21 protein-coding genes are annotated in these 23,474 nt (G+C 36.4%); 7 read left to right on the top strand and 14 right to left on the bottom strand.

Translation table 11 applies throughout. The features are described 5' to 3' along the window. Nucleotides 1–15 precede the first annotated feature (15 nt). The 5 genes from ACEN3Z_RS02190 to galE all read right to left on the bottom strand — a co-directional run bounded on the left by ACEN3Z_RS02190 (nt 16) and on the right by galE (nt 6,198). A complete protein-coding gene (locus ACEN3Z_RS02190) occupies nt 16–1,434 on the bottom strand; it encodes a lipopolysaccharide biosynthesis protein (protein WP_407089404.1) in 1,419 nt (472 codons plus the stop codon). Nucleotides 1,435–1,448: 14 nt separating this feature from the next. After that, entirely contained in the window at nt 1,449–2,600 is a 1,152-nt protein-coding gene (locus ACEN3Z_RS02185; protein ID WP_407089403.1) for a glycosyltransferase, read from the bottom strand. A 159-nt stretch (nt 2,601–2,759) separates the two neighbouring features. Beyond that, nucleotides 2,760–4,184 (bottom strand): LCP family protein, encoded by a 1,425-nt coding sequence (locus ACEN3Z_RS02180; protein WP_407089402.1) that lies wholly within the window; start codon nt 4,182–4,184, stop codon nt 2,760–2,762. 7 nt (nt 4,185–4,191) lie between these two features. Further along, nucleotides 4,192–5,166 (bottom strand): LCP family protein, encoded by a 975-nt coding sequence (locus ACEN3Z_RS02175; RefSeq protein ID WP_407089400.1) that lies wholly within the window; start codon nt 5,164–5,166, stop codon nt 4,192–4,194. 15 nt (nt 5,167–5,181) lie between these two features. After that, nucleotides 5,182–6,198 carry a UDP-glucose 4-epimerase GalE gene (gene galE, locus ACEN3Z_RS02170; protein WP_407089399.1) on the bottom strand — a complete coding sequence of 339 codons (1,017 nt, stop codon included), beginning with the start codon at nt 6,196–6,198 and terminating at the stop codon, nt 5,182–5,184. A 202-nt stretch (nt 6,199–6,400) separates the two neighbouring features. Here galE and ACEN3Z_RS02165 point away from each other — a divergent pair, with 202 nt between their 5' ends. The 5 genes from ACEN3Z_RS02165 to galU are packed head-to-tail and all read left to right on the top strand — an operon-like array spanning nt 6,401 to nt 10,427. Next, nucleotides 6,401–6,850 (top strand): flavodoxin, encoded by a 450-nt coding sequence (locus ACEN3Z_RS02165; RefSeq protein WP_407089398.1) that lies wholly within the window; start codon nt 6,401–6,403, stop codon nt 6,848–6,850. 19 nt (nt 6,851–6,869) lie between these two features. Next, the gene (locus ACEN3Z_RS02160; RefSeq protein ID WP_407089420.1) at nt 6,870–8,111 is read left to right on the top strand and encodes an aminopeptidase; all 1,242 of its coding nucleotides are present in this window, start codon (nt 6,870–6,872) and stop codon (nt 8,109–8,111) included. Between the two features lie 26 nt (nt 8,112–8,137). Then, complete coding sequence (locus ACEN3Z_RS02155; protein ID WP_138404970.1) at nt 8,138–8,410, top strand: hypothetical protein; 273 nt, start codon at nt 8,138–8,140, stop codon at nt 8,408–8,410. Between the two features lie 18 nt (nt 8,411–8,428). Further along, nucleotides 8,429–9,556 carry a glycosyltransferase family 4 protein gene (locus ACEN3Z_RS02150; RefSeq protein ID WP_407089397.1) on the top strand — a complete coding sequence of 376 codons (1,128 nt, stop codon included), beginning with the start codon at nt 8,429–8,431 and terminating at the stop codon, nt 9,554–9,556. Further along, nucleotides 9,549–10,427 (top strand): UTP--glucose-1-phosphate uridylyltransferase GalU, encoded by an 879-nt coding sequence (gene galU, locus ACEN3Z_RS02145; RefSeq protein ID WP_138404968.1) that lies wholly within the window; start codon nt 9,549–9,551, stop codon nt 10,425–10,427. Before ACEN3Z_RS02150 ends, galU begins: the two co-directional genes overlap by 8 nt. A gap of 37 nt (nt 10,428–10,464) precedes the next feature. On the opposite strand, the gene map is transcribed toward galU, so the two are convergent. The 3 genes from map to ACEN3Z_RS02130 form a co-directional block, all read right to left on the bottom strand. Beyond that, nucleotides 10,465–11,220, bottom strand: coding sequence for a type I methionyl aminopeptidase (map, locus tag ACEN3Z_RS02140; RefSeq protein WP_407089396.1), 756 nt, complete (start codon nt 11,218–11,220; stop codon nt 10,465–10,467). A gap of 16 nt (nt 11,221–11,236) precedes the next feature. Then, nucleotides 11,237–11,995, bottom strand: a complete 759-nt coding sequence (locus ACEN3Z_RS02135; RefSeq protein ID WP_407089395.1) for an acyl-[acyl-carrier-protein] thioesterase — start codon at nt 11,993–11,995, stop codon at nt 11,237–11,239. Nucleotides 11,996–12,193: 198 nt separating this feature from the next. After that, a complete protein-coding gene (locus tag ACEN3Z_RS02130; RefSeq protein WP_407089394.1) occupies nt 12,194–12,439 on the bottom strand; it encodes a GlsB/YeaQ/YmgE family stress response membrane protein in 246 nt (81 codons plus the stop codon). A gap of 288 nt (nt 12,440–12,727) precedes the next feature. Here ACEN3Z_RS02130 and ACEN3Z_RS02125 point away from each other — a divergent pair, with 288 nt between their 5' ends. After that, on the top strand, nt 12,728–13,699 hold the full coding sequence (locus ACEN3Z_RS02125; protein WP_407089393.1) for a S66 peptidase family protein: 972 nt from the start codon (nt 12,728–12,730) through the stop codon (nt 13,697–13,699). Between the two features lie 55 nt (nt 13,700–13,754). Here ACEN3Z_RS02125 and gorA read toward each other — a convergent pair whose 3' ends face one another. The 6 genes from gorA to ACEN3Z_RS02095 form a co-directional block, all read right to left on the bottom strand. Beyond that, on the bottom strand, nt 13,755–15,101 hold the full coding sequence (gene gorA, locus ACEN3Z_RS02120; RefSeq protein ID WP_407089418.1) for a glutathione-disulfide reductase: 1,347 nt from the start codon (nt 15,099–15,101) through the stop codon (nt 13,755–13,757). An 8-nt stretch (nt 15,102–15,109) separates the two neighbouring features. Beyond that, nucleotides 15,110–15,661: a dihydrolipoamide dehydrogenase gene (locus ACEN3Z_RS02115; RefSeq protein ID WP_338489672.1), complete on the bottom strand. Its 552-nt coding sequence runs from the start codon at nt 15,659–15,661 to the stop codon at nt 15,110–15,112. Between the two features lie 183 nt (nt 15,662–15,844). Next, nucleotides 15,845–16,957 (bottom strand): glycosyltransferase family 4 protein, encoded by a 1,113-nt coding sequence (locus ACEN3Z_RS02110; protein WP_407089392.1) that lies wholly within the window; start codon nt 16,955–16,957, stop codon nt 15,845–15,847. Nucleotides 16,958–17,063: 106 nt separating this feature from the next. Further along, complete coding sequence (locus tag ACEN3Z_RS02105) at nt 17,064–18,236, bottom strand: DEAD/DEAH box helicase (RefSeq protein ID WP_138404316.1); 1,173 nt, start codon at nt 18,234–18,236, stop codon at nt 17,064–17,066. Between the two features lie 22 nt (nt 18,237–18,258). Continuing rightward, nucleotides 18,259–19,290: a Gfo/Idh/MocA family protein gene (locus tag ACEN3Z_RS02100; protein WP_407089391.1), complete on the bottom strand. Its 1,032-nt coding sequence runs from the start codon at nt 19,288–19,290 to the stop codon at nt 18,259–18,261. Nucleotides 19,291–19,303: 13 nt separating this feature from the next. After that, on the bottom strand, nt 19,304–21,004 hold the full coding sequence (locus ACEN3Z_RS02095; protein WP_407089390.1) for a M3 family oligoendopeptidase: 1,701 nt from the start codon (nt 21,002–21,004) through the stop codon (nt 19,304–19,306). 236 nt (nt 21,005–21,240) lie between these two features. Between ACEN3Z_RS02095 and uvrC the strand changes: the two genes are divergently transcribed. Then, nucleotides 21,241–23,100 (top strand): excinuclease ABC subunit UvrC, encoded by a 1,860-nt coding sequence (uvrC, locus tag ACEN3Z_RS02090; RefSeq protein ID WP_138404319.1) that lies wholly within the window; start codon nt 21,241–21,243, stop codon nt 23,098–23,100. Nucleotides 23,101–23,474: the final 374 nt, after the last annotated feature.

The following is a 23,474-nucleotide window of genomic DNA, read 5'->3' as shown; positions in this document are numbered from 1 at the left end:
TTCACCTTCTAACTTTTAAGTAAAATCCCATTCTCCAGGATGATTCTTAATTTCTAGTGCTGTTTTAATGGTTGGTATTTGGACAACTAATGCCAATAGACCTAAACCAATTGTAATGAAAATGCTGTAATCCAATGGATATAAATTAATTAAACCAGCAACAATCATAATTAACATTGTAATAATTTGTTTCTTTTGTCCAAAGTAAAAACCAGTCCGACTTGAAAAATACGTTCTTGCAAGATAGAAAACAACATAGGCTGCGGTTGAAGCTAATGCGGCCCCTCTGAAACCAATAAATGGAGTCAGGGATAAGTTAATAATGACACTTACTACTAAGGACATAATACTTACAAAGATATTATAATGTGTTTTTCTTGAAAATACGATTCCCAATGTCGTTGTTTCAGACAAAGTATACATAATATGAGGAAATGCTAAGAGCCCCATAATGTATTGAACATCTACATATTCACCATCTGGACTTAAGATTAATGAGATTGGATATCTTAAGACTAAGATAACGAAGAATAAGCCAGATAATAAGAATAAGATAATATCACTAATAAATTTATAGTGTTTCATCGATTTATTCTCTTCGTACCAACGATAGGCTGTCGGAATCCAAAAACTCGCAAAGGCCGTCTTTAAAATTCCGATAATGCTTCCGATTTTACTCCCTGCTTTATAAATTCCGATATCCGTTAAACTTGAAAACTCAGTCAAGACGATAATATCAATGGAGTTAAGTGCAGCAGCTAAAGAGCTCGCAATCATAATCGGTGTTCCAAAGAGGAACATTTTCTTAATTAATTTTGGATCAATTTGAAAAGCGCGAAAATCCAATAAATTTCTGTAACGTGCAAATAAGACTAAGTCGGCTAAGATTTGACCAAAAATCAAACCATAAACAACGGCTCTAAAGTCTCTCACTCCAGCGAAAATCATTCCCATAGATACAATAAAGTTTCCAACTTTAAGTAGTAAACTATAGGACGAAAACTCGACGGCTTTTTCTTGCATTCGTATACTTAAAAGTAAAAATCTCTCTACAATCGTTGCTAACACCCAAACTCCAGCGTACCAAACGATGTAGTAGTAATCCCCTGATTGGAACAGCCATTCAGAAAATGGAACTGAAAAAACTGCTGACACTGCAACAAGAAACACACCTAACATTAAAGGTAGAAGCATCGCTTGTTGCATCAAGTTTCTTTTATTATCCATATGGTTATATTCGCGAGTAAACGCTTGATCCATCCCAATATATATAAAATTGGGAATTTGTAAAATTAAGGTTTCGAATGTTCCCGCTCGACCATACTCCTCAATTGGGAGTGCGTTTGTAAATATGGGGAACAAAATCAAGGAAATAGCTGCACCTAAGATTGGTCCTAAGCTAAAGCCCGCTAACCTTTTCATAAATTGTTTCATTATTTATATCACCTTTAATAATTAGTGTATTGGGCTATTGACGTTGCATATAGCTTAGCCGCTTGAATATTCGTGTAATTATTTCTCTCAAGCGCCATTAAACGCTCACTTGAATCTACTTTTCTTTCTCGAGACGCTTTAAGTACTTCTTTCAACCAATCACTTGGCGCAGCACTTAGGTTAACTCGATGCAATAAATTAAGCCCCAGTTCCACTTCCATCGGAATTGTATGCGATAAGACAACGGGCACTCCCGCCGCTTGACTTTCAATAGCCGTCGTACCTAATCCTTCGTTAATTGATGGGAATAAAAGTACATCCATGACCGGAAATAATTCTGCAATCGGTGAGATACGTCCAACTAATTGAACATAATCTTCTAATTGATTCATTTTAATTCGTTCTTTTAACTCTGCTTCAAGTTCTCCACTACCTGCGATAATGAACTTCATATTTAATTTCTTTAGTTTTGCTATTTCAGCTACTTGTAAAGTTAGGACATGATTTTTAATTGGTGCAAGTCGTCCTACTTGTCCAACGACTATGGTATCCTTTGATATTCCATAGTGTTCCCGTCCCTTTTCACGAAAGTTATTTTCTTCTTCCGATTCAAATATAAAATCATCAGGCTCAATACTATTCGGTATGATAATCATGTCTTTTCGGTCGATTTTGTAACCGAAAAGCGCTTGAACAGCATCGCGACTGCATCCAACAAATTTAGCAGAGACAGTTTGGTTAATCATCTGGTTAAGATAATGTAAAAAACGTTGTGCGACACTTAATTGATTGTCATCGACATAATGATGGGCATGAATAATAAATTCAGCCTCACTTTGGAAGTTACTAATCGTTTTGTAAGCTAAAGCACGGTAGCCAGCTATATGACAATGGATAACATCATAATGATATAACTTAATGACACGTGAGAATGATTTGTAAAACTGTCTCCATCCTTCTTTTTTCGGATTCTTGATTTGATACACATCGCCACCTGTACGACGAATGGCCTCAACAAATTCTGGTGGACATGGTCCGTAAGTTACTACATCAAATACAATTCCAAATCGATGAATCTCTGTTGCTAAATTACGGATAAATGTTGATATTCCACCACCATGACTACTCATAATATGAAGAATACGTTTATTCACTTTTTGGCTCATCTTAACGATCCCCATCCTTACATCATTCTATAAAATTCTGAGCACTTTGGCTTATCTATTATTAAAGTCGACTCTTTAACGCGATGAAACACCCACAATGATAAGATTTAATCCATCGTGAGTGTTGTCGTCAGCGTTTTTTTATTCGGGTATTAGCAATTAACTAATACTCGAATCATTTGTTCTTGAACTTTGTCCTTCATTTGCTTGGGTAGAATTAGAAGCTTCTTCAGAATAACTGCCTTCTTGTTCATTTTCACCGTCATCATAATCTGGTGTACTAGTTTCAGGTAATTCTGGTTCTGCAGGCACTTCCGGCTCTTGTGATTCTACCGGTGGTTGAGTTGTACTTTCCTCCGGCGGGTAATTCGGTTGAGTCGGTTGTGTGGGTTGACTATATTCTGGTTCTTCCCAATATTCATTGTTGTTTGGTGTTGAGTTATTATTCTCCACAGGAGCGGGTTGAGCAATTGTTTCCCTTGCCGTTTCTAAAGATGTTTGTCTTTCGTTCAGTTCTTGTAAATCTTCTTCCGAAAGCCCTGTTGGATATTGATTAATAATAACCGCTAAAGATTTAGCCCGCTCTTCACTTTCTTGGATACCTAGTGGATCCTCTAAATCACTTGCTGTAATTGAAGGCATGTTGCTCACATAACGAAATTCATTCGCAACTTTTACTCGAGCATTTAAAGGTATGTGATAGTAGGCAATTTCATCAATTTGAATTTCTTCTAACGTTTCAAATTGTACTGAAGAAATATTATTTAATGCTGGCAGATACTGTTGGTAGATTGATAATACTTCATTCAAATCAACATTGGTCGTTACATATCGACTAGCTACATTAATTAGCCTTGGATATTGGACGACTGCATCTAAACTTAACGCTTTATCAATGATGGCTTTAATAACAATCTTTTGTCTGTTCTGACGTCCAAGCTCACCTTGGGGATCGTCATAACGCATACGAGCAAAGTTCATCGCCTTCACACCATCTACTTCTCTTCGCTCTCCTTCATGGAACTCAGTTCCACGATATTCAAAAGATAATGGACTCACAATTTCTATCCCACCGATGGCATCAATCATTTCTGATAAGCCGTCCATGTTCACTACTAAATAGTAATCTATGGGTACTTGTAAGAAATCTTGTACTGTATCAATTGTTAAATCAATCCCACCATATGCATACGCGTGATTAATCTTATCGGGTTCATCTTGACCATCAATATTTGTAATCGTATCTCGCGGAATACTGACCATCTTCGTTGTACCGGTTTCTGGGTTTAAATTAATAAGCATTAAAGTATCAGATCGACTCACATAACCGTCGTCCTCTTGTCTTTCTGCGCCCCCATCAGTCCCTACTACTAAGACATTAATTGGATCTCCTTCAGTAATCTGCACATTTGTGTCACGAATGTTTTGTACATTTACGTCTTGATTCGTATTATTAATTGCGTTTAGAACGTTACCATATAGGTAACCTCCAATAGCTGCAGCAACTAATATAATTATAATGATTAAATTTCGTATTGTTTTCCAAATACTAAATTTACCATTTGTTGTAAAAAATCGTTTCAAATTACTCTCAGTCCTTATTAGCAAACTCGTCTATAGCAGAAGCCATTCTTGAGACAACTTCTTTAATTTCATTCAAGTCTGCAAAGTATATATATCGATGTTCCATTTGAGTTCTTTCTAATTGAACTAACTCATTGAGGTCGACATTCGTTAAATTATAATCATCATTGCGATAAATTTCAACTAATTTTGTAAAAGGCACCTCAGTTTGGATAACATATTCAGCATTTTCAAAATTTTCTGGAAGTTGTAATATATTCTCAAACTTAAAGAAATGTGTATAAAGGCTGTTTAATATCGCATGATGAAGATCCGATTGCTCTAAAGTAGGTAATTCGTTCCCTTCATCAATTAAATTCATGATTTCTATACCACTAAATTGAACTGCTTGATTACTATTAATTGATAAATCTTCAATATCTACTGGGACATTCACCGTAATAGGTTCGATTGGATCTACGATATCACGAATGTTTTGCAGTCGCATTGCAGAAATATAATTCAATTCAACTTCAAATAAACTTTCTATCGTCTCTTTAATACTTGTGAGGCCACCGTCAGCATAAGTTAGAAGATTCACCTCTTCATTGCCGTTACTTCTTACGATTAAATTCATCGGAATATTCACCGCTTGAATTGAATTTTGTTCTGGATCAACATAGTAAAGTGTTGACCATAAGGCTTCCTCAACTTGAGCACCATCATAATAAACATTGTCCAAAGCTACGAACAACACTGTATATGGCGCCTCGTCTGCTATGTCCTGTTGCTCAGCAAGATGAGGAACAATTTCTTCTTCATATACTGTTGATTGATAAGTTTCTTCTATCGTCGAATACTGATAGAAGATATAAAATCCAGCAATGATAACTAAAATCATCAAGATAAAAAGAATAATGAACCATTTTGTCTTGGACTTTTGTTTAACCCGTCCTTCATAGGTAGGATAACTGTCTCTTGTTAATTTTTGTTTCCTTACCACTTTATCGCCTCATTACTAGTCTACATAACCATTAGGGTTGTTTTGTTGCCAACGCCAACTATCTTGACACATTTCTTCAAGGGTCTTCTCAGCTTTCCAACCGATTTCTCTGTGGGCTAAGTTAGGATTCGCATAAACTTCAGCCACATCACCTGGACGTCTTGCGATAACCTTATAATTAATTGGCTTATTCGTTGCTTTCTCAAAAGCATTTACTAAGTCTAGAACACTATAACCTTCGCCTGTTCCAAGATTATAGATATTCGTTCCTGTATAATCGAGTAACTCTTCTAACGCTTTCACGTGTCCTTTAGCGAGGTCAACGACATGAATATAATCTCTCACGCCAGTGCCATCTGGTGTATCATAATCGTCACCAAAGACACTTAATTCTTCTAACTTACCTACAGCTACTTGCGTAATATAAGGCATTAAGTTATTTGGTACGCCTTTAGGATCTTCACCAATTAAACCACTTTCATGTGATCCAATTGGATTGAAGTATCTTAATAACGTTACGCCCCACTCTTGGTCCGCATAGGCCACGTCTTTTAATAAGTTTTCATTCACAATTTTTGTGTATCCATAAGGATTCGTTGCTGTATAAGTTGGCATTGTCTCATCTAAAGGAGACACATTCTCTGTACCATAAACCGTAGCCGATGAACTGTAGACAATTTTTTTAACATTGTGCTTAGTCATTACTTCTAAAAGCGACACGGTTCCTTCAATATTATTGTGATAATACATTAAAGGTTTCTCAACAGACTCACCAACCGCTTTATATGCAGCAAAGTGAAGCACTGCTTCGACATTATGTTTTTCAAATATATCGTTTAATCCATCTTTATCAAGAATATCAACGTCATAAGCGACGACATCTTTACCAGTAATTTCTTTAATTCGTTCTATGGCGATCGGACTACTATTACTATAATTGTCAGCGATAATTACTTCATATCCATTATTTAATAATTCTACAACAGTGTGGCTTCCAATATATCCTGCCCCACCTGGTACTAAAATAGCCAATATTCACACCTCACATAATTATTTGTTCATTGGCATATTATAGCATAACTTCTGTCTCTTTTAATTGTCTTAATACATTTATAACAAAGTTCATATAATTGGTTCATTCCGTAGGTGTTTTACTGTTCTTAAGAATAACAACTGTTAGAATAAACATATCTTTGATATAATAATTTAGAATTACATTATAAGGAGGCAATGCATGGCCGAAGCGTTGATAATTTATACAAGTTTAACTGGTAATACGGAAGCATGTGCTGAAATTGTGTCTGCCCAGCTCGAAGAGGATGGCATCGATGTAACAATGGAAGATGTAATGCTTTCAGAGCCAGAGGATTTCCTAGACTATGATATCGTCTTAGTGGGAAGTTACACATACGGTGTTGACGGTGTTCTACCCGATGAGATGGAAGAATTCCATGAAGAATTGGCGGAATTGGACCTGTCTGGGAAAGTGTATGGTGTGTTTGGTTCAGGTGACGATTTCTACCCTGTCTTCTGCAGTGCCGTAGATGACTTTGAAGAACAATTTGAAAAAGCGGGTGCCGTTAAAGGCGGGACAGGCGTAAAGGTTAATCTTTACCCTGAAGAAGAAGATGAAGAACTTCTTAAGAAACTTGCTGATGACATTGTCGCCAAATATGAAAACTAATGAGGGAAAGAAGGAATTTATTGTGTTAGAAAATTTTGATACATTATTAAACAAATATGCAGATTTAATCGTGAATAAAGGGATTGCTGTTGGTGAGGACGATTACGTACTTATCAATGCTGATATTGAGCAAGCACCTTTAGTTCGCCTTGTTGTTAAAAATGCATACCAATCTGGTGCGAAAAAAGTGATCGTAAACTGGTCAGATGACATCATCACTCGCGTTAACTATGAAGGACAAGACGTTGAAACATTAACGGATATTCCTCAATACAAAGTTGATAAAGCACATGATCTATTAGATAAACGCGCGAAACGCATTGCACTTCGCTCATCAAATCCAAACGCTTTAAAAGGTGTTGACCCTAAAAAAATTAGCGAAAGCCAATTAGCATCTTCTCAAGCATTAGAAAAAGTACGTAACGCCACTCAAGCAAACGTAGTGAGCTGGTTAGTATGTGCCGGAGCGGGTGAAGAATGGGCAAAATTAGTTTTCCCAGAATTAGAGACAACTGAAGAACAAGTGGATGCATTATGGGACCAAATCTTCAAAACAACTCGTGTTTATGAAGAAAACCCTGTTGAAGCATGGGATGCTCATGAATCAACATTAAACGAAAAAGCAGACTTCTTAAATGCTGAACAATTTGATCAATTACACTACACTGGTCCTGGAACTGACTTTACACTTGGTTTACCAAAAAATCACGTATGGGAAAGTGCTGGAAGTGTGAACGAAAACGGCGAAGTATTCATTGCTAATATGCCAACAGAAGAAGTATTTACAGCACCTGATTTCCGTCGTGCAGAAGGAACAATTACATCATCTAAACCATTAAGTTATGGTGGAACAGTGATCGATGGTATGACTTTCAACTTTAAAGATGGCGAAGTTGTTGAAGTATCTGCAGAACAAGGTGAAGAAACACTTAAAGCTTTAATCAATGATAACAAAGGTTCAAAATCATTAGGTGAAGTTGCTTTAGTACCACACAAATCACCAATTTCTCAATCAGCAATTATCTTCTACAATACTTTATTCGACGAAAACGCATCAAACCACTTAGCTTTAGGACAAGCCTATGCAACATCTGTTCAAGGCGGAGCTAAAATGGATCGTGACCAACTAGAAGACGCTGGTTTAAACCGTTCAAACGTCCATGTTGACTTCATGGTTGGTAACGGAGAAATGAACATTGATGGTATCAAAGAAGACGGTACAGTTGTTCCAATCTTTAGAAATGGGGAATGGGCTTTTTAAGCTCAAAAAACTAGGAGGTATGTTGTATGTCAGATGAGAATAAAACTGGAAACGCGTTAGAGCAGGAGCTAGTAAAACGATTAGAACAATTTGACCGACGATTTGATCGTAATGGTTGGTTTTTCTTAGTTATCGTCATTGTCATTTTCTTTATTACTTTATATTTATTTATGCAAATATTTAGGGTTCCCGAAGTTGATACATATACCTCTTCGAATGAAATACTCGGACAAATCGAAAGTCTTGAAGAACGAATCGAATCTTATGAGATTCGAATTGAAGAATTAGAGGCTGAATAATTTTAGAAGGATTTTTTCATGAAAATATTACATATAAATTCATACTTCTCAACTTCCGGCCTATTTAACCAATTATATAGTCGCCAAGTTGAGTCGGATATTGATATTGATGTTTATGTACCGATCCCGCATCAATATCCAGAAGACAGGTTATCAACGAGTGGAGAATATACTACGGTCAGTCGAAATCATCATCAACTGACTCGTTGGGTATTCCCGATTAAACATCATTTAATATTAACGGATTTACTCACTCGTTATGACTTTGAGTCTTATCAATTAATTCACGCGCATTCATTATTCTCAAACGGTTGGCTCGCACTGCAACTTCATAAGAAATATAATATTCCATATGTCGTTGCTGTTCGTAATGCCGATATGCGCACATTCTTTCAAAGAATGCCTTGGATGAGAAAAACTGGGATTAACATCTTAAAGCATGCTTCAAAAATTGTATTTATTTCAAAAAATACTTACAACGAAATTTTTGAAACATACATCCCTGATTCTCTACAAGCTACTCTAAAAGAAAAAGCCCATATTATTCCAAATGGTGTCAGTGATTATTGGCATGATAATCGTTATAAAGATAAAAAGTCTAACTTGCATCAACCTTTAAGAATCGTCACAACCGGTAAGATTATGGCATTGAAGCGTTTCGTAGAATTAGCTGGATTAGTTCAAAGTTATTCTCCAGAACACTCGCCTGCTGAACTTCATATTATCGGTCCAAGTTGGGACGATTCCATTCTAAAAGAGTTACAACAAATGCCGGTCGTTACTTATCATGGTAAACAAGATATGGAAAGTATGAAAGAGTTATATCGCTCGATGGATATTTTTGCAATGCTCTCCTACCCTGAAACATTTGGTCTTGTTTATGTAGAAGCAATGAGCCAAGGCTTGCCAGTCATTTATACAAAAGGTGAAGGCTTTGATAATTTCTTCCCCAACAAAGAAATTGGGATGAGTGTGGATCATAAAAGTCAAACTGAGTTCAATCAAGCGGTTGATTACATTCGTCAAAATTATGCACAAATGTCTCAACAAGCGATGGAACAAATGCAAAGATTTAAATGGGATAAGATTAATCAAGAATATTTAAACTTATATCAATTAATTACAAAGGAGTCTATCAATGAGTAAAGTAAAAAAAGCAGTGATACCTGCTGCTGGTTTAGGAACTCGATTCTTACCTGCAACGAAGGCAATGGCAAAAGAAATGTTACCTATTGTAGATAAACCAACGATTCAATTTATTGTTGAAGAAGCTGTTGCTTCAGGTATTGAAGACATTTTAATTGTAACTGGTAAAAGTAAACGTCCGATTGAAGATCATTTCGACTCAAATATCGAACTAGAAGAACATCTTAGAGAAAATGGCTTAGAAGATTTGTTAGACATTGTTAACGATACAACCAATGTTAACTTATTCTTTGTCCGCCAAGCTTATCCTAAAGGTCTGGGCCACGCAGTTCTTCAAGCAAAAGCTTTCATTGGTGATGAACCATTCATTGTTATGCTAGGTGATGACGTGATGCAAAGTGAGGTTCCATTAACGAAGCAACTGATTAATGTTTATGACGAAACACATGCGTCTAACATTGCGGTTATGGAAGTACCTTATGAAGATACAAACAAATACGGTGTCATCGCACCAGAACGTGAATATGCTGAAGGGATCTATAATGTGGAGCGTTTTGTTGAAAAACCAAATCCAGAAGATGCACCAAGTAATTTGGCTATTATTGGACGCTACTTATTAACTCCAGAAATATTTGAAATTTTAGAAAACCAAGCACCTGGTGCTGGTAACGAAATTCAATTAACTGATGCGATCGATACATTAAACAAATCGCAACGCGTCTTTGCTAAACGCTTTGATGGTAAAAGATATGATGTAGGAAGTAAATTTGGCTTCCTTGAAATGAGTGTCGAAATTGGTCTGGATCATCCAGAAATTAAAGATGAATTAAAACAACATATCATTGCCTTAGGTAAAGAACTTAAAGCATAAAAAATTGAGGGAATCCGAATGGACTCCCTCAATTTTTCTATTCACCTTTTTGCTTTGTCATTAAAACTGGGCCTTCTTTAGTGATTGCAATTGAATGTTCAAATTGTGCACAATATCCACCGTCACGCGTACGAGCAGTCCAACCATTATCATCCATTTTCATCTTCCAAGTTCCCGTTGTAATCATTGGTTCGATTGTAATGGTCATACCCTCTTTTAAGCGTAGACCTTTCCCAGCTAAACCGTAGTGAGGAATTGCTGGCTCTTCGTGAATTGTTGGGCCAATACCATGTCCAATAAAGTCACGAACAACACCGAAACCTTCGCCTTCTGCATAAGTTTGAATTGCATGACCGATATCTCCAATACGGTTCCCTACAACAGCTTGTTCGACACCTAACATTAATGCTTTATAAGTGACATCAACTAGACGTTGGTGCTCTGGAGTTAATTCTCCAACAGCGTATGTCCAACAGCTATCAGAAATTGCACCATTTAAGTCAACACAAAAGTCAACATTCGCAATGTCACCGGCTTTAAGTACATACCCTGATGGGAAACCGTGACAGATTTCGTCATTCACACTAATACATGTTGCGTATTTATACCCTTCGTAACCAATTTGAGCTGCGACTGCCCCAGCGCCTTCAATACGTTTTTGAACGAATTTATCAATCTGATTCGTCGTAACCCCTGGTTTGATAAAGTCGCGTAATTCTTCATGAATACTTGCTAATATCTCTCCAGATTCTGTCATTTGTTCTATTTCTCTTTGTGATTTTAAAGTAATCATTCTTATTCCCTTTCTTTTATTCCCATTCTATATTTATGACACTTGCTATCTTATTATTGCTCTCATTAAAAATAACTTGTTGAGTTTGTTTACTCTCTTCCAAATCAGCTTGATTACAGATAGCCACAGTGTCTTGTGGGAGTATTTCTTTCTCGTATTTAACTTGGATGCGTTTCATCTTGTAGTTTCTGCTAATATTAGACGGAATAGTACGGTACGCCCACCTCAGATAGACCAGATTATTCACATGCAAGTTCTCATCGATATCACTTTCATCAATACCAACTCGAATATCTTCTTCGTTTGCCACATTCGTGAATGCTTTAATCTTCGAAAATTCAATTGTATAAGATGAGTCAATAATATCTTCCGTTTCTAAAGGAGCTGGATTAATTCTAACTATTCGACGCTTCTCCATATCAATGGCTGCGAACTTAGCGAATACTTCATATAACAATTGTCCATCACTCACAACGCTATAACGTCGAGTACAGAAGAAACGGTTAACTTCAATGAGTCGTGTATCAATCTCAAGTGTAGCATTAAGTTCTGCTTCTTTAAGAATTCGAATCTCATATTGAGTGATGACCCATGTATGATTTTCTTGAATGAATTTAACATTCAATTGATTCTGTAAATAATTATCATGTAAGCCACTTACTTCCATGGCTTTCTCTAATATCTTTGTCAAATCGATTTGAGTCGTTCCAGGGATTATCAAATCATCTGTTACAACCAATTCTTTGCTGACTACTTTTAACTTTGAATCTTCCATCGATCCTGTAACCCCCTAATATTGCTATAAAAACAATTATACCAAAAAAATTCATAACTAACAGAAAAGAAGCATAATAAAAAAGGATTATTGAATATTTAAGAGTTGCTCGTTTTAATCGTCCTATATTTGCTTATTTATGACACTAAAAAAACTAGTCGGATAGAATCCGACTAGCTTTAATCATTTAAATAAATATTAACGCATTTGGCGTAGGATAAATGAAACAATTGCAATAAGAACGACCGCACCTAGTAGTGCAGGAATAATGAACAATCCACCAATTTCAGGACCAAAGCCTGATAAAAATTGATTCCCGATCCATGAACCGACGAAACCAGCAATAATATTACCAATTACACCGCCTGGGATATCGCGTCCCATAATCATTCCAGCTATCCATCCGATGATACCACCGACGATTAGTGACCATAACCAACCCATATTATTCATCTCCTTTTTTTAATTATACAAAACATTTTCATTTTGTAACTTTATTATATCAACTTGTGGCTATTATTGCGAATATAAAGGCTTGAGAACAGGCTTTCATTTTGAAAAAATTATAAATAAGTCTTTAAAACGTTGATGTAACAATGTTTTTTGTTAACATTCAGTTCACAATATATATCCTCAATTTTTATCCCTTACTTGCCCTGTTTTTCATTTTATATAATGATTATCATCTTTCTGTTATAATATGTAAAGTATTATGTCAGTTGGAGGGATAACATGGGAAAAATATACCCAAGTAAATTACAATTTAATGATGAAATCCGCGTGTTGAGCCCTAGCTCTTCAATTAAACGCGTGAATTCTGAAGCTGATAACGAGAAGCTCGTCAAATACTTCGCAGATCTCGGTTACACGATTAGCTACAGTCGGCATATCGATGAGATGGATGAAATGAATTCAGCTTCCATTAAAAGTCGCGTCGAAGATTTACACGATGCATTTCGTGATCCTCAAGTTAAAATGATTTTAACTTCGATTGGTGGGTTTAATTCGAATGAATTACTACCGTATCTGGACTATGAGTTAATTAGAAGTAACCCAAAAATACTTTGTGGTTATTCTGATACTTCCGCTTTGCAAAATGCTATTTTTGCTAAAACAGGTTTAGTAACTTATAGTGGTCCAGCCTATTCCTCTTTTAAGATGAAGGAACTTCAGGATTATCAGACTAATGCTTGGCAAGCGGCGATAACTAAACATTCTTATAACTTAAATCCAAGCGACTTCTATACGAGTGATGAATGGTTTATTCCAGAAAAACCTCGGGATCTAAAAGAAAATGAATGGACAGAATACTCAAGTGGTAAGGCTAGCGGAACTGCTATTGTTGGTAATTTAAATACTTTTAATTTACTTCAAGGGACTCAATATATGCCTCAAGTCGATGATGCGATCTTATTTATCGAAAGTGCGGAAGAAAACGATGCCTTTGACTTTGCCAGAAATCTGGCTTCATTATTACAAGTTTATCCTGAACCTGCTGCCGTTATTATTGGTCGCTTTCCTAAAGAATCAGACATGAGTGAAGATACACTTCACTACATATTGAATAAGCATTCGATTTTACAAAGCATTCCGGTCATCTACAATGTGAACTTCGGTCATACTCAACCAATCTTTACATTCCCTATTGGTGGAACAGTTGCTATCAACACAGCTGCTCTTTCACTTTCAGTTGTTCAAGGTTAATTTTCAATCAAAACTAAAACCAGCGATGCCCATATTGGAATCGCTGGTTCTTTATTTATCTCATTGTTACAAATTCTTCTGCACCTGTTGGGTGAATAGCAATAATTGAGTCAAATTGAGCTTTTGTAGCCTTCATCTTCATCGCTACACCAAAGCCTTGAATCATCTCATCAACGCCTTCTCCGATACCATGCAAGCCAATAACGACTTCTTCTGGCCCATAACATACGAGTTTAAATTTATTTTGTTCACGATGCCAAGCTGCAGAAGCATACATTGAATAGAAAGTATTTGTATACACTTTAATATTCTCTTCACCAAACTCTTTAATCGCGTCTTTCTCTGAATATCCAATTGTACCAATCGCTGGATGGCTAAAGATAACAGTTGGAATATTTGTATAATCAATTGCTGAAGTTGCCCCATTATTAAATAAATATTCCGATAACGTACGCCCTGCTCTAATCGCAACTGGAGTTAAATCAACACGATCAATCACATCACCAATCGCGTAAACGCCAGCTTCTTCAGTTTCATGACCATCATTGACATTGATTTGTCCTTTTTCATCAACCGTGATGGCAGTATTTTCTAAACCTAAATTTTCAGTATTAGCGACACGTCCAACGGCTGCAACAACACGGTCAACAACTAGTTTCACTTCGCCGTCTACTAAACATTCGATTTTATCACCATTTTTACGGTATTCAGTAAAGGTGGTATTAGGCATATGTGTCGGTCCATCTTCATTGATTGCGCCAAGTAGCAAATCACTTAACATGTCATCAAAAGAACGTAATGGTTTTTCATATCTTGTGACTAATGTCGTATCAACCCCTAAGTTACTCATTACTTGTGATAATTCAACGGCAATGTAACCTGCACCAACGACAGCTACTTTCTCAGGTAAAGTCGTCCAGTTGAAGAAATCATCTGAGTTATCAACTAATTCTCCACCCGGTACTTCTACCTTACTTGGGCGTCCACCTGTCGCGATTAAGATGTTTTTAGCTGTTAATGTTTCGCCGTTTACTTCAACGGTGTGTCCATCAACGAATGATGCGTGACCTCTATATAAAGTTATGCCATTTTTTTCAATGTTATTCTCATAACCTGATCTTGAACGACTGACGTAACCATCACGTGCTTCACGAAATTCAACAAAGTTAAAGCTTGTGTTTTCAGCATGGAAACCATATCCAGGTCCGTATTTATGAATACTATCCGCAACTCTTGAGGCATACCAACTAACTTTCTTAGGGACACACCCACGGTTTACACACGTTCCCCCTAAATCAACGGCCTCAATTACCGCTACTTTTGCTCCATGCTCTGCCGCACGGTTTGCAGAAGAAATTCCGCCACTTCCTCCACCAATAACTATATAATCAAATTCTACCATATTTATATTCAGTCCTTTCTTTCTAACCATACTGCAGCCATTGTTTGACTGGCAGGAATCACTGCATTTATCTTACCATGATTATCATATGCTTTATAAAATAATTGCCCTGCGTTGTTATAACCAAATGCATAGACTAACAGCCAATGATTTCCATACTTACTTCCAAACGCTTTAGTTGTTCCAACAATAACTGGGTAGGGCTTTGCTTGAGATAACTCTTTCGTAACGATTGGATTACTAATAAGATGCCACCTTGGTTTATAATCGACGTCCTCGAACAGAGCTTTTAATCCACCGATTAAATCCCAAGGGTAAGTCCCTTTATACCAAAATCGACCATCAATGCGTGGTTTTAATCCAATAATTAAGTCATCCATAGATAATTCTTTTTCATAATCTTTCTGAATAACGTAATGTGCCAAAGCTGCAGCAGTATATGTACCACAATAGCCAGGAAATTCGCGATTAACATATTTACGATAAACCTTCATAGCGCGTGGGTTTATCCCTGTCCATTCAGTTGGCCAATCTTTTCTAGTATACTTTTGTTTTTTCACAATTCTTACCCTACTTCCCTATATTAGTCTACTATATCTATGAAAAATGTACTAATTAATTGCTTAAACGCATCATAATAAATAAAAAAGAATACTAACCGCTGATTGGCAGTTAATATTCTAAAAAATACATTCATTTTCTAAACAGACTTAAGCTTGTTTACGAATACCGTCGTATTTGTATTAATGCGCTTCGATCGTTTGCGAATAAAAATCTAATATCTCTAGCGTCGCATTACCCCAAGTATATTTTAGCGCTTCCGAACGCCCTTTAAGTGAAAGTTTTTGCATTAATAATGGATTATCCACACTATTAATTGCCTTCATTAAACTTTCAGTATTACCAGATTCATAGATTAAGCCTGTCTCCTTATCCGTAATTTGTTCAACGGTTGGTTCGCTTTCAGCGGCAATGACAGGTATGCCTGACGCCATCGCTTCCGAGATTACTAAACCAAAGGTCTCTGATGTTGATGGGAAGACAAAAGCATCTCCTGTCGCAAAGGCTTTAGACAAATCTTCACCATGCTTAAAGCCTAAAAAGTGCGTCTTCGTTCCAGCAAAGACTTCTTCTAAGCGTTCTCTGTCTGGCCCATCTCCGACAATGGCTAGACATAAATCATCTCGCTCATCAAAGATTGCACGTAAATGATCGATATCCTTCTCTGGAGCCAATCTTCCAACGTAGACTAATAATTTATTATTTGGATTATTGTCCGTTAATTCATTATATAATTCTTGATCAAAATATTCTGGATGACGCCCTTCAATATCAATTCCTCGAGGTAAGACACCATGAGTGGGAATCATCTCATCATTCAGTTCATCCATTAAGCTTTGTGAGACTGTAATATTAACGTCAGACTTTGTATGCCAAAAACGAATATAATCCCATAGAACTGGTTTAAATAAACTCATATTATAATGGTCTAAGTAATTCGGTAAATGAGTATGGTATGACGTTATTAAAGGGATATTTAACTTATTTGCATAGTGAACAGCCGATGAAGCCAATGAGATTGGATTCACAGCATGTACCACATCTGGCTTAAATTTCTTGAAAATAGACTTTACCTTTCGAGAAGGTAAACCCCATGGACGCGATCCATATAATGGAAATGTCACTGTTTCAAGCCCGTAAACTGGTACTCCTTTATAGTCGCTTATACCAAGATCCGGTGAAATAACAATAACTTCATGACCAATTTCTTTTAATTGAACAACAAAGTTTGCCAAGCGAGTGCAAATACCATCCGTCGCTGGGACAAAAGTTTCTGTTACGATTGCTATACGCATATTATCCTCCCACTACAAAGCCACTTAATCTTTTCCTACTCTGATTATACCCCTCGATTGTAAATTTAGAGCTAAATGAATGTAAAGTTTATGTAAATTTGTAAATTTACACACGTTTTCTTCTATTTTGAGCTTGTTTATCTTGGTTTTTCGACCCTTTTGTTTCAGTTGGATCAATTAATATTCTATTTTTTAATACTTTCTCGGTTAATGGAATATTCTCTTCTTTTAAGATGGCTGCTAAATCATTCGCTTCTTGTTGATTTAATAATGAGATAACAATACCTTCACGGTTCATTCGACCTGTCCGTCCTGATCTATGAATATACGTTCGGCTATCTTGGACACGGTTATAATGAATGACGTAAGGAACTTCTGAGATATCCATCCCTCTACTAGCAACATCGGTTGTTAGAAGATAAGTAACGTCATGATTTTTAAATGCTCGAATCGCATACTCACGTTCTTGTTTACTCGCATCACTATGTAAGACAACGACAGATACATTCTCATAGATTAACTTCGCTGCCACTTCTTCAATTTGATTAATCTGTTCGAAGAATACAATGGCTCGCATGTTATCCATCTGAGCTAAACGTTTCAGTTCATCCACTTTATAGCGATTATTAACCGTAATGAAATAATGTTGAATATGGCTAACTGATTCTTGCGAATCAATGCGGATGACTTTAATGTCATTATTCTCCGCTTTTCGATCATTGACAAATTCCTCTGTCATTGTCGCACTTGCATAAACTTTTTGAACATCACGCATCAGTGTTTGTTGAATTGATTCGATCGTTCTTTTATGTTCATCTTTAAATAAATAATCTGCTTCATCAAAAACAATGGTTTTTACTAGGTGAACTTTTATTTTTTTCGTCTTGCTTGTTAACTCGATAAAGCGTCCAGGTGTTGCAATAATAAGTTCTGGCTTATCTTTTAACTTATCGATTTGGCGTTTAATATTTGCACCACCGATGAGCGTTTGTGTTTTAATGCCTACAACTTTACCCCATTCGCGTGCCACTTCACCAATTTGCATCACTAATTCTTGTGATGGCGCTAGAATAATTGCTTGCAACGTTTTATTTGCTTCAATTTGATTCAATATAGGTAGTAAGTAAGCTAATGTCTTACCCGTACCCGTTGGGGATACAGCAATGACGTCGTTCCCCTCTGATGCTTCTTTAAATAATTGCTCTTGAACCGGTGTAGGTTCTTGAAATTCTTTCTCTTTCCAAAATTCTTGGAGTTCAGTTCTAAATGTATTAAGCATTATATGCTCCTTCTCTTATCTTCTATTTCTGTTCTTCAGTGTCAAAAGAAATATTCGCTGATTTACGTAGTAACTCCATTGTTTGTGCCACTTGTAAGCTTAGTTGTTTCCAATCTTCATAGCGCACTTTTTGGTGAATACTATCCGGATTATTAATCACTTCAGCAAAATTCAGTAACTCATCATACATATAATTCTCTGGTTTGTAATCAATCACATCTGCCTTTTGACCTTCTTGGTTTATTAACTCAACTTTACTAATGCGACTCACGTCGTGGATAATAATGGTCTCATCGTCTACATAAATTTCACTTGGCAGTTTTGAATGCACTGCTTTAGAGATAAATATCGATACTTGAAATTTATCATATGTGAATAAAATTGTACCGAAAATATCGACACCATTTTCCCCTTTTTGAGCGTTGTAGCGCACTGATTGAGGTAAACCAAATAAATCAAGGACGACATAAACTGGGTATACACCTAAATCCATTAATGCCCCACCTGAAAACTCAAGGTTGAAGACATTTGGTGCAATCTGGTGATTATCCATTGTTTCACGATATTGAACATATTTGGATGAGTATTGCCCAAAATTAAAGTTAGCCCCTAAAAACGGCTGCTTAGAAGCTTTTATCTCATTCTGAACTAACTGCTTCATTCGACGATAATTACGCGTATGAATATGCAAAGCACCTTCAAAAATGAAGACATTCATGCGTTTCGCTTCTTCATGTGCTTGATGCCATTCTTCAACACTTGAAAACATTGGCTTCTCAATGATGACATGCTTTCCAGCTTTTATCGCTTGCATTGCTTGTTCAAAATGCATGCTATTGGGACTTGCGATATAAATCAAATCAATTTCTGGATCAAATAAAATATTATTTAATTGGTCCGTATAGTAGTCTGTCTTGTAAATCGTCGCAATATCTTTTGCTCGGTAAGCACTTCGTGAATAGATTCCTTTAATCTTATATAGATTGGTCAGTTGACTAGCTTTAATAAATTGCTCTGTTATCCATGAAGTACCAATGGTTCCTACGTTTATCATTGAACTCCTCCTCTTATATTAACTGCTCTTCGTCAATGGCTTCTAAATAGGTCTGAATGGCTTGAGTAACTTCTGAAAGACTATTTTCTTCAAAAGGTGATTTTAAGTTAGCGAGTTTCACAATTTCTTGGAATGATTTCGTTCCACCTACACGACAAATGTTTAAGTAATCAGACCAGAAGCTATCGTCTTCTTTCACATGACTTCGCTCCCAGAACTGAAAGGCACATACTTGGGCTAATGTGTAATCAATATAGTAGAATGGTGAGTTGAAGATATGGCATTGTCTAAACCATAATCCACCTTGCTCATAAAACTCATTGTCATCATATTCTTTCCAAGGAGTGTATTGTTTCTCTAATTCACGCCATTTTGAACGACGTTCTTCTGGTGTCATTGTTGGGTTTTCATACACTTCATGTTGGAAGTGATCTACTAAGACACCATAAGGTAAGAAGGTCACGGCTTCTGAAAGATGAGCGTATTTGTATTTTTCTACTTTGTCACCGAAAAACTCATCCATATATGGCCATGCGATAAATTCCATACTCATCGAATGGATTTCACAACTTTCATGCGTTGGCCAAATTAACTCAGGTTCATTAATCCAACGTGAACGATAGAGTTGGAAAGCATGCCCAGCCTCGTGTGTTAATACATCCACGTCTCCTGAAGTCCCATTAAAATTAGCAAAAATAAAGGGAGCATTGAAGTTCGGGATATGAGTACAATACCCTCCACTTTGCTTACCTGACTTAGTTAATAAGTCCATTAAATCATGTTTAACCATAAAGTCGAAAAAGTCCGCAGTTTCAGGTGACATATCTGAATACATCTTTTCAGCTTTTTGAATCAACTCATACGCAGTCCCAATGGGTTTCGCATTTCCTGTTGGAAAGCTTAAGTTTAGATCGTAATATTTTAACTCATCTAACTCTAAACGTTTCGCTTGGCGGTCATAAATATATGTTGATAATGGCACAATTTGTTCCAAGACTTCACGACGGAATACTTCAACATCCGAACGTGTATAGTCTAGGCGGTTCATTCTCGCATAGCCCATCTCCACAAAATCTTTAAAGCCAAGACTGGTTGCCATCTCATGACGGACTTTGACTAATTCATCGTAAATGCGATCAAAATCAGCTAAGTTCTCTTGGAAAAAGTTTGCATATAATTCAGAAGTCGCTTTTCGTTCCTGACGGTCAGTTGACTGCATGAATGGTGTCAAACCAGATAAGTTATAAGTTTCTCCCTTATAATCAATTTCCGCTGATGCGATGAGTGAATCATATTCTGAGACTAATTTATTCTCTTGTTGTAATAAAGGTATAATAGTTGGGTCAAATACTTTTAGAGAGTTCTCAATAATATCAAAAAATGGTGCTGCAATTTCTTGTTTTAATTCAGATAGAAAAGGTGAGTTTAAAATTGCACGATAATAATCAGTTTCCCATTCTGAAATAATTGGTAGCTGTTCATTCCAAAAATCACTTTCTTTTTTATAAAAAGCATCTTTTGTATTAATAGAGAAACGAATTTCTGCTAACTCTGATTGCGTATTTATTTCATTTTGTAATGCTTGTATCTCATGAATGCCTTCTAAGGCTTCCTTGACAGAATTAGCATTTTTAATTTGGTCAATATTTTCTTGGTAGTCTTTTTTGAAAATATCTAGGTCTGGTCGATTATAATTAAATTCGTTAAATTTCATACACACACGTCCTTCATTTACTGTAATGCTATTATACCACAGGTTCAGTTATAAGCTTGTTATTTTGGGATAGTTCTAGTGAATTATTTTTTATAAGGGATTAAAAAAGACAACATAAAATAAAAAAGTTAACTGCATTTTAATAGTCAATTTATTAGCAAAACCTTGACTTTGTCGTGTATAATAGTATGTTGACAATAATAGAGAAATATAACCAATTAATAGGAGGTGTCTTTATGCATCAAGATTCAACTAACGAAGGAACCCCTAATGAAAAAAAGACGACTAAAAATCGCAGTGAAGTTTTATATAACATTGAGCAAAAACTAAAACTCTTACCTGATTTACCAGGATGTTATTTAATGCGAAACGCGAACGATACCATTATATATGTAGGTAAAGCTAAGAATTTACGTAATCGTGTGCGTTCTTACTTTAGGGGTGCTCATGATGCTAAGACAACAAAATTAGTATCTGAAATCGATCATTTTGAAACAATTATAACTAACAGTGATAAAGAAGCGCTGATTCTTGAGATTAATCTTATTCAAGAATATAAGCCAATTTATAACATTCGACTCAAAGACTCAACAATGTATCCTTATCTAAAAATTACTAAAGAAGAAGATCCTCAATTAATTATTACGAATGAAGTGAAAAAAGATGGGGGAACTTACTTTGGTCCCTTTCCAAATGTTTATGCCGCAACTAGTACCCAACAATTATTGCACCGAGCATATCCTTTAAGAAGATGTGCTAAAAACGAAAAGCGTGCCTGCTTTTACTATCACCTTGGCCAATGTATTGGACCTTGTGATCATAAAGTAGAACAAGCGGAATATGATGCTCAGATTGAGAATATCAAAAAATTCTTTGCAGGCAACGTCGACAGTATTAAAAATGACTTACGTTCAAAAATGGACACTGCTGCAGAAAAATTAGACTTTGAACAAGCAGCGGATTACCGTGATCAAATTAGTTATATCGAAAAAACAATTGAACGCCAAGTCATTATGAGTCAGGACTATGACAATATGGATGTCTTTGGTTACACCCTTGATCGTGGTTGGTTATCGATTCAAACCTTTATGTTGAGACAAGGTTCGATTCTTAAACGTAAAGCCGCCATCTTCCCTAGCTATAATAATCCAGAAGAAGAAGTCACGACTTATATTGCGCGATTCTATAAAGAAGAATCACAACTCATGCCTAAAGCGGTACTCGTTCCAAGTGATGTTGATAATCATTTATTAAATGAATATCTTGAAGTTCCAGTATCGACACCCCTTCGTGGGAAAAAACGTAGCTTATTAGAACTTTGCGAAAAAAATAGTCGCATTGCTTTGGATGAAAAATTCAGATTAATAGAGATGAGCGAAAGAAAAACTTTAGGTGCCATTGACGAATTATCAGATGCTTTAAATATTCCGCAAGCAAACTATATCGAATCGTTTGACCATTCTAATATCCAAGGATCAAACGCAGTATCAGGTATGGTTGTTTACCGCGACGGGAAGCCTGAGAAAAAGAACTACCGTAAATTCAAAATTAAAACTGTCGAAGGTGCCAATGAGTTCGCATCAACTCAAGAAGTCATTCGTAGACGTTACACAAGACTGCTACGCGAAGAGAAACAATTACCTGACTTAATCCTAATGGATGGTGGGAAAATTCAAATTAGAGCAGCTAGAGATGTGTTGGAGAATGAATTAGGCATCACAATTCCGGTTGCTGGTATGGTAAAAGATGACAAACATAAAACTGCTGCCTTAATGGACGGTTATAGTGAGGAAATAATTCCTTTAGAACCAACAAGCCAAGTCTTCCACTTCCTACAAAGAGTCCAAGATGAAGTCCATCGCTATGCGATTAGCTATCATAGAAATGTCCGTTCGAAATCTCAGTTTGGATCAATCTTAGATAGTATTGAAGGTGTTGGACCGAAGACCCGCACAAAATTATTAAAGCACTTTAAAAACTTACAAAGAATGAAAGAAGCAGACATTGAAGAGTACCGTCATATCGGTGTTCCTCAACCGACTGCAGAACGTATTATAGAAACACTGAATGATGAAGAAAAACTTCAGAGTAAGTAATACTGTTTTGGTTTAACTTTGTCTAGTTGTGTCCCTGAGATTTTCTCAGGCATCATTTTTCACGAATTTCATCCCTGAATATTTCTCAGGGATGGTAAGGTGCCTTGAGAGTTTCTCAGGCATCATTTTTCACGAATTGGATCCCTGAATATTTCTCAAGGATGGTAAGGTGCCTTGAGAGTTTCTCAAGCATCGTTTTCACGAATTGGATCCCTGAAAAATTCTCAGGGATGGTAAGGTGCCTTGAGAGTTTCTCAAGCATCGTTTTTCACGAATTGGATCCCTGAAAAATTCTCAGGGATGGAAAGGTGCCCTGTGAGTTTCTCAAGCATCGTTTTTCACGAATTGGATCCCTGAAAAATTCTCAGGGATGG

The sequence above is a fragment of the Ruoffia sp. FAM 26254 genome (assembly GCF_045528545.1).
Classification (GTDB): Bacteria; Bacillota; Bacilli; order Lactobacillales; family Aerococcaceae; genus Ruoffia; species Ruoffia halotolerans.
Note: the sequence above shows the minus strand (reverse complement) of the source record. Positions and strands in the feature narration are given on the sequence as shown.

Excerpts from the sequence above, each read along its gene's own strand:
- ACEN3Z_RS02150 (WP_407089397.1), top strand. The coding sequence starts at position 8,429 with ATGAAAATATTACATATAAATTCATACTTCTCAACTTCCGGCCTATTT.
- ACEN3Z_RS02100 (WP_407089391.1), bottom strand. The coding sequence starts at position 19,290 with ATGATAAACGTAGGAACCATTGGTACTTCATGGATAACAGAGCAATTT.
- uvrC (WP_138404319.1), top strand. The coding sequence starts at position 21,241 with ATGCATCAAGATTCAACTAACGAAGGAACCCCTAATGAAAAAAAGACG.
- ACEN3Z_RS02155 (WP_138404970.1), top strand. The coding sequence starts at position 8,138 with ATGTCAGATGAGAATAAAACTGGAAACGCGTTAGAGCAGGAGCTAGTA.
- ACEN3Z_RS02130 (WP_407089394.1), bottom strand. The coding sequence starts at position 12,439 with ATGGGTTGGTTATGGTCACTAATCGTCGGTGGTATCATCGGATGGATA.
- ACEN3Z_RS02185 (WP_407089403.1), bottom strand. The coding sequence starts at position 2,600 with ATGAGCCAAAAAGTGAATAAACGTATTCTTCATATTATGAGTAGTCAT.
- galU (WP_138404968.1), top strand. The coding sequence starts at position 9,549 with ATGAGTAAAGTAAAAAAAGCAGTGATACCTGCTGCTGGTTTAGGAACT.
- ACEN3Z_RS02190 (WP_407089404.1), bottom strand. The coding sequence starts at position 1,434 with ATGAAACAATTTATGAAAAGGTTAGCGGGCTTTAGCTTAGGACCAATC.
- map (WP_407089396.1), bottom strand. The coding sequence starts at position 11,220 with ATGATTACTTTAAAATCACAAAGAGAAATAGAACAAATGACAGAATCT.
- gorA (WP_407089418.1), bottom strand. The coding sequence starts at position 15,101 with ATGGTAGAATTTGATTATATAGTTATTGGTGGAGGAAGTGGCGGAATT.
- ACEN3Z_RS02135 (WP_407089395.1), bottom strand. The coding sequence starts at position 11,995 with ATGGAAGATTCAAAGTTAAAAGTAGTCAGCAAAGAATTGGTTGTAACA.
- ACEN3Z_RS02095 (WP_407089390.1), bottom strand. The coding sequence starts at position 21,004 with ATGAAATTTAACGAATTTAATTATAATCGACCAGACCTAGATATTTTC.
- ACEN3Z_RS02110 (WP_407089392.1), bottom strand. The coding sequence starts at position 16,957 with ATGCGTATAGCAATCGTAACAGAAACTTTTGTCCCAGCGACGGATGGT.
- ACEN3Z_RS02125 (WP_407089393.1), top strand. The coding sequence starts at position 12,728 with ATGGGAAAAATATACCCAAGTAAATTACAATTTAATGATGAAATCCGC.
- ACEN3Z_RS02105 (WP_138404316.1), bottom strand. The coding sequence starts at position 18,236 with ATGCTTAATACATTTAGAACTGAACTCCAAGAATTTTGGAAAGAGAAA.
- ACEN3Z_RS02165 (WP_407089398.1), top strand. The coding sequence starts at position 6,401 with ATGGCCGAAGCGTTGATAATTTATACAAGTTTAACTGGTAATACGGAA.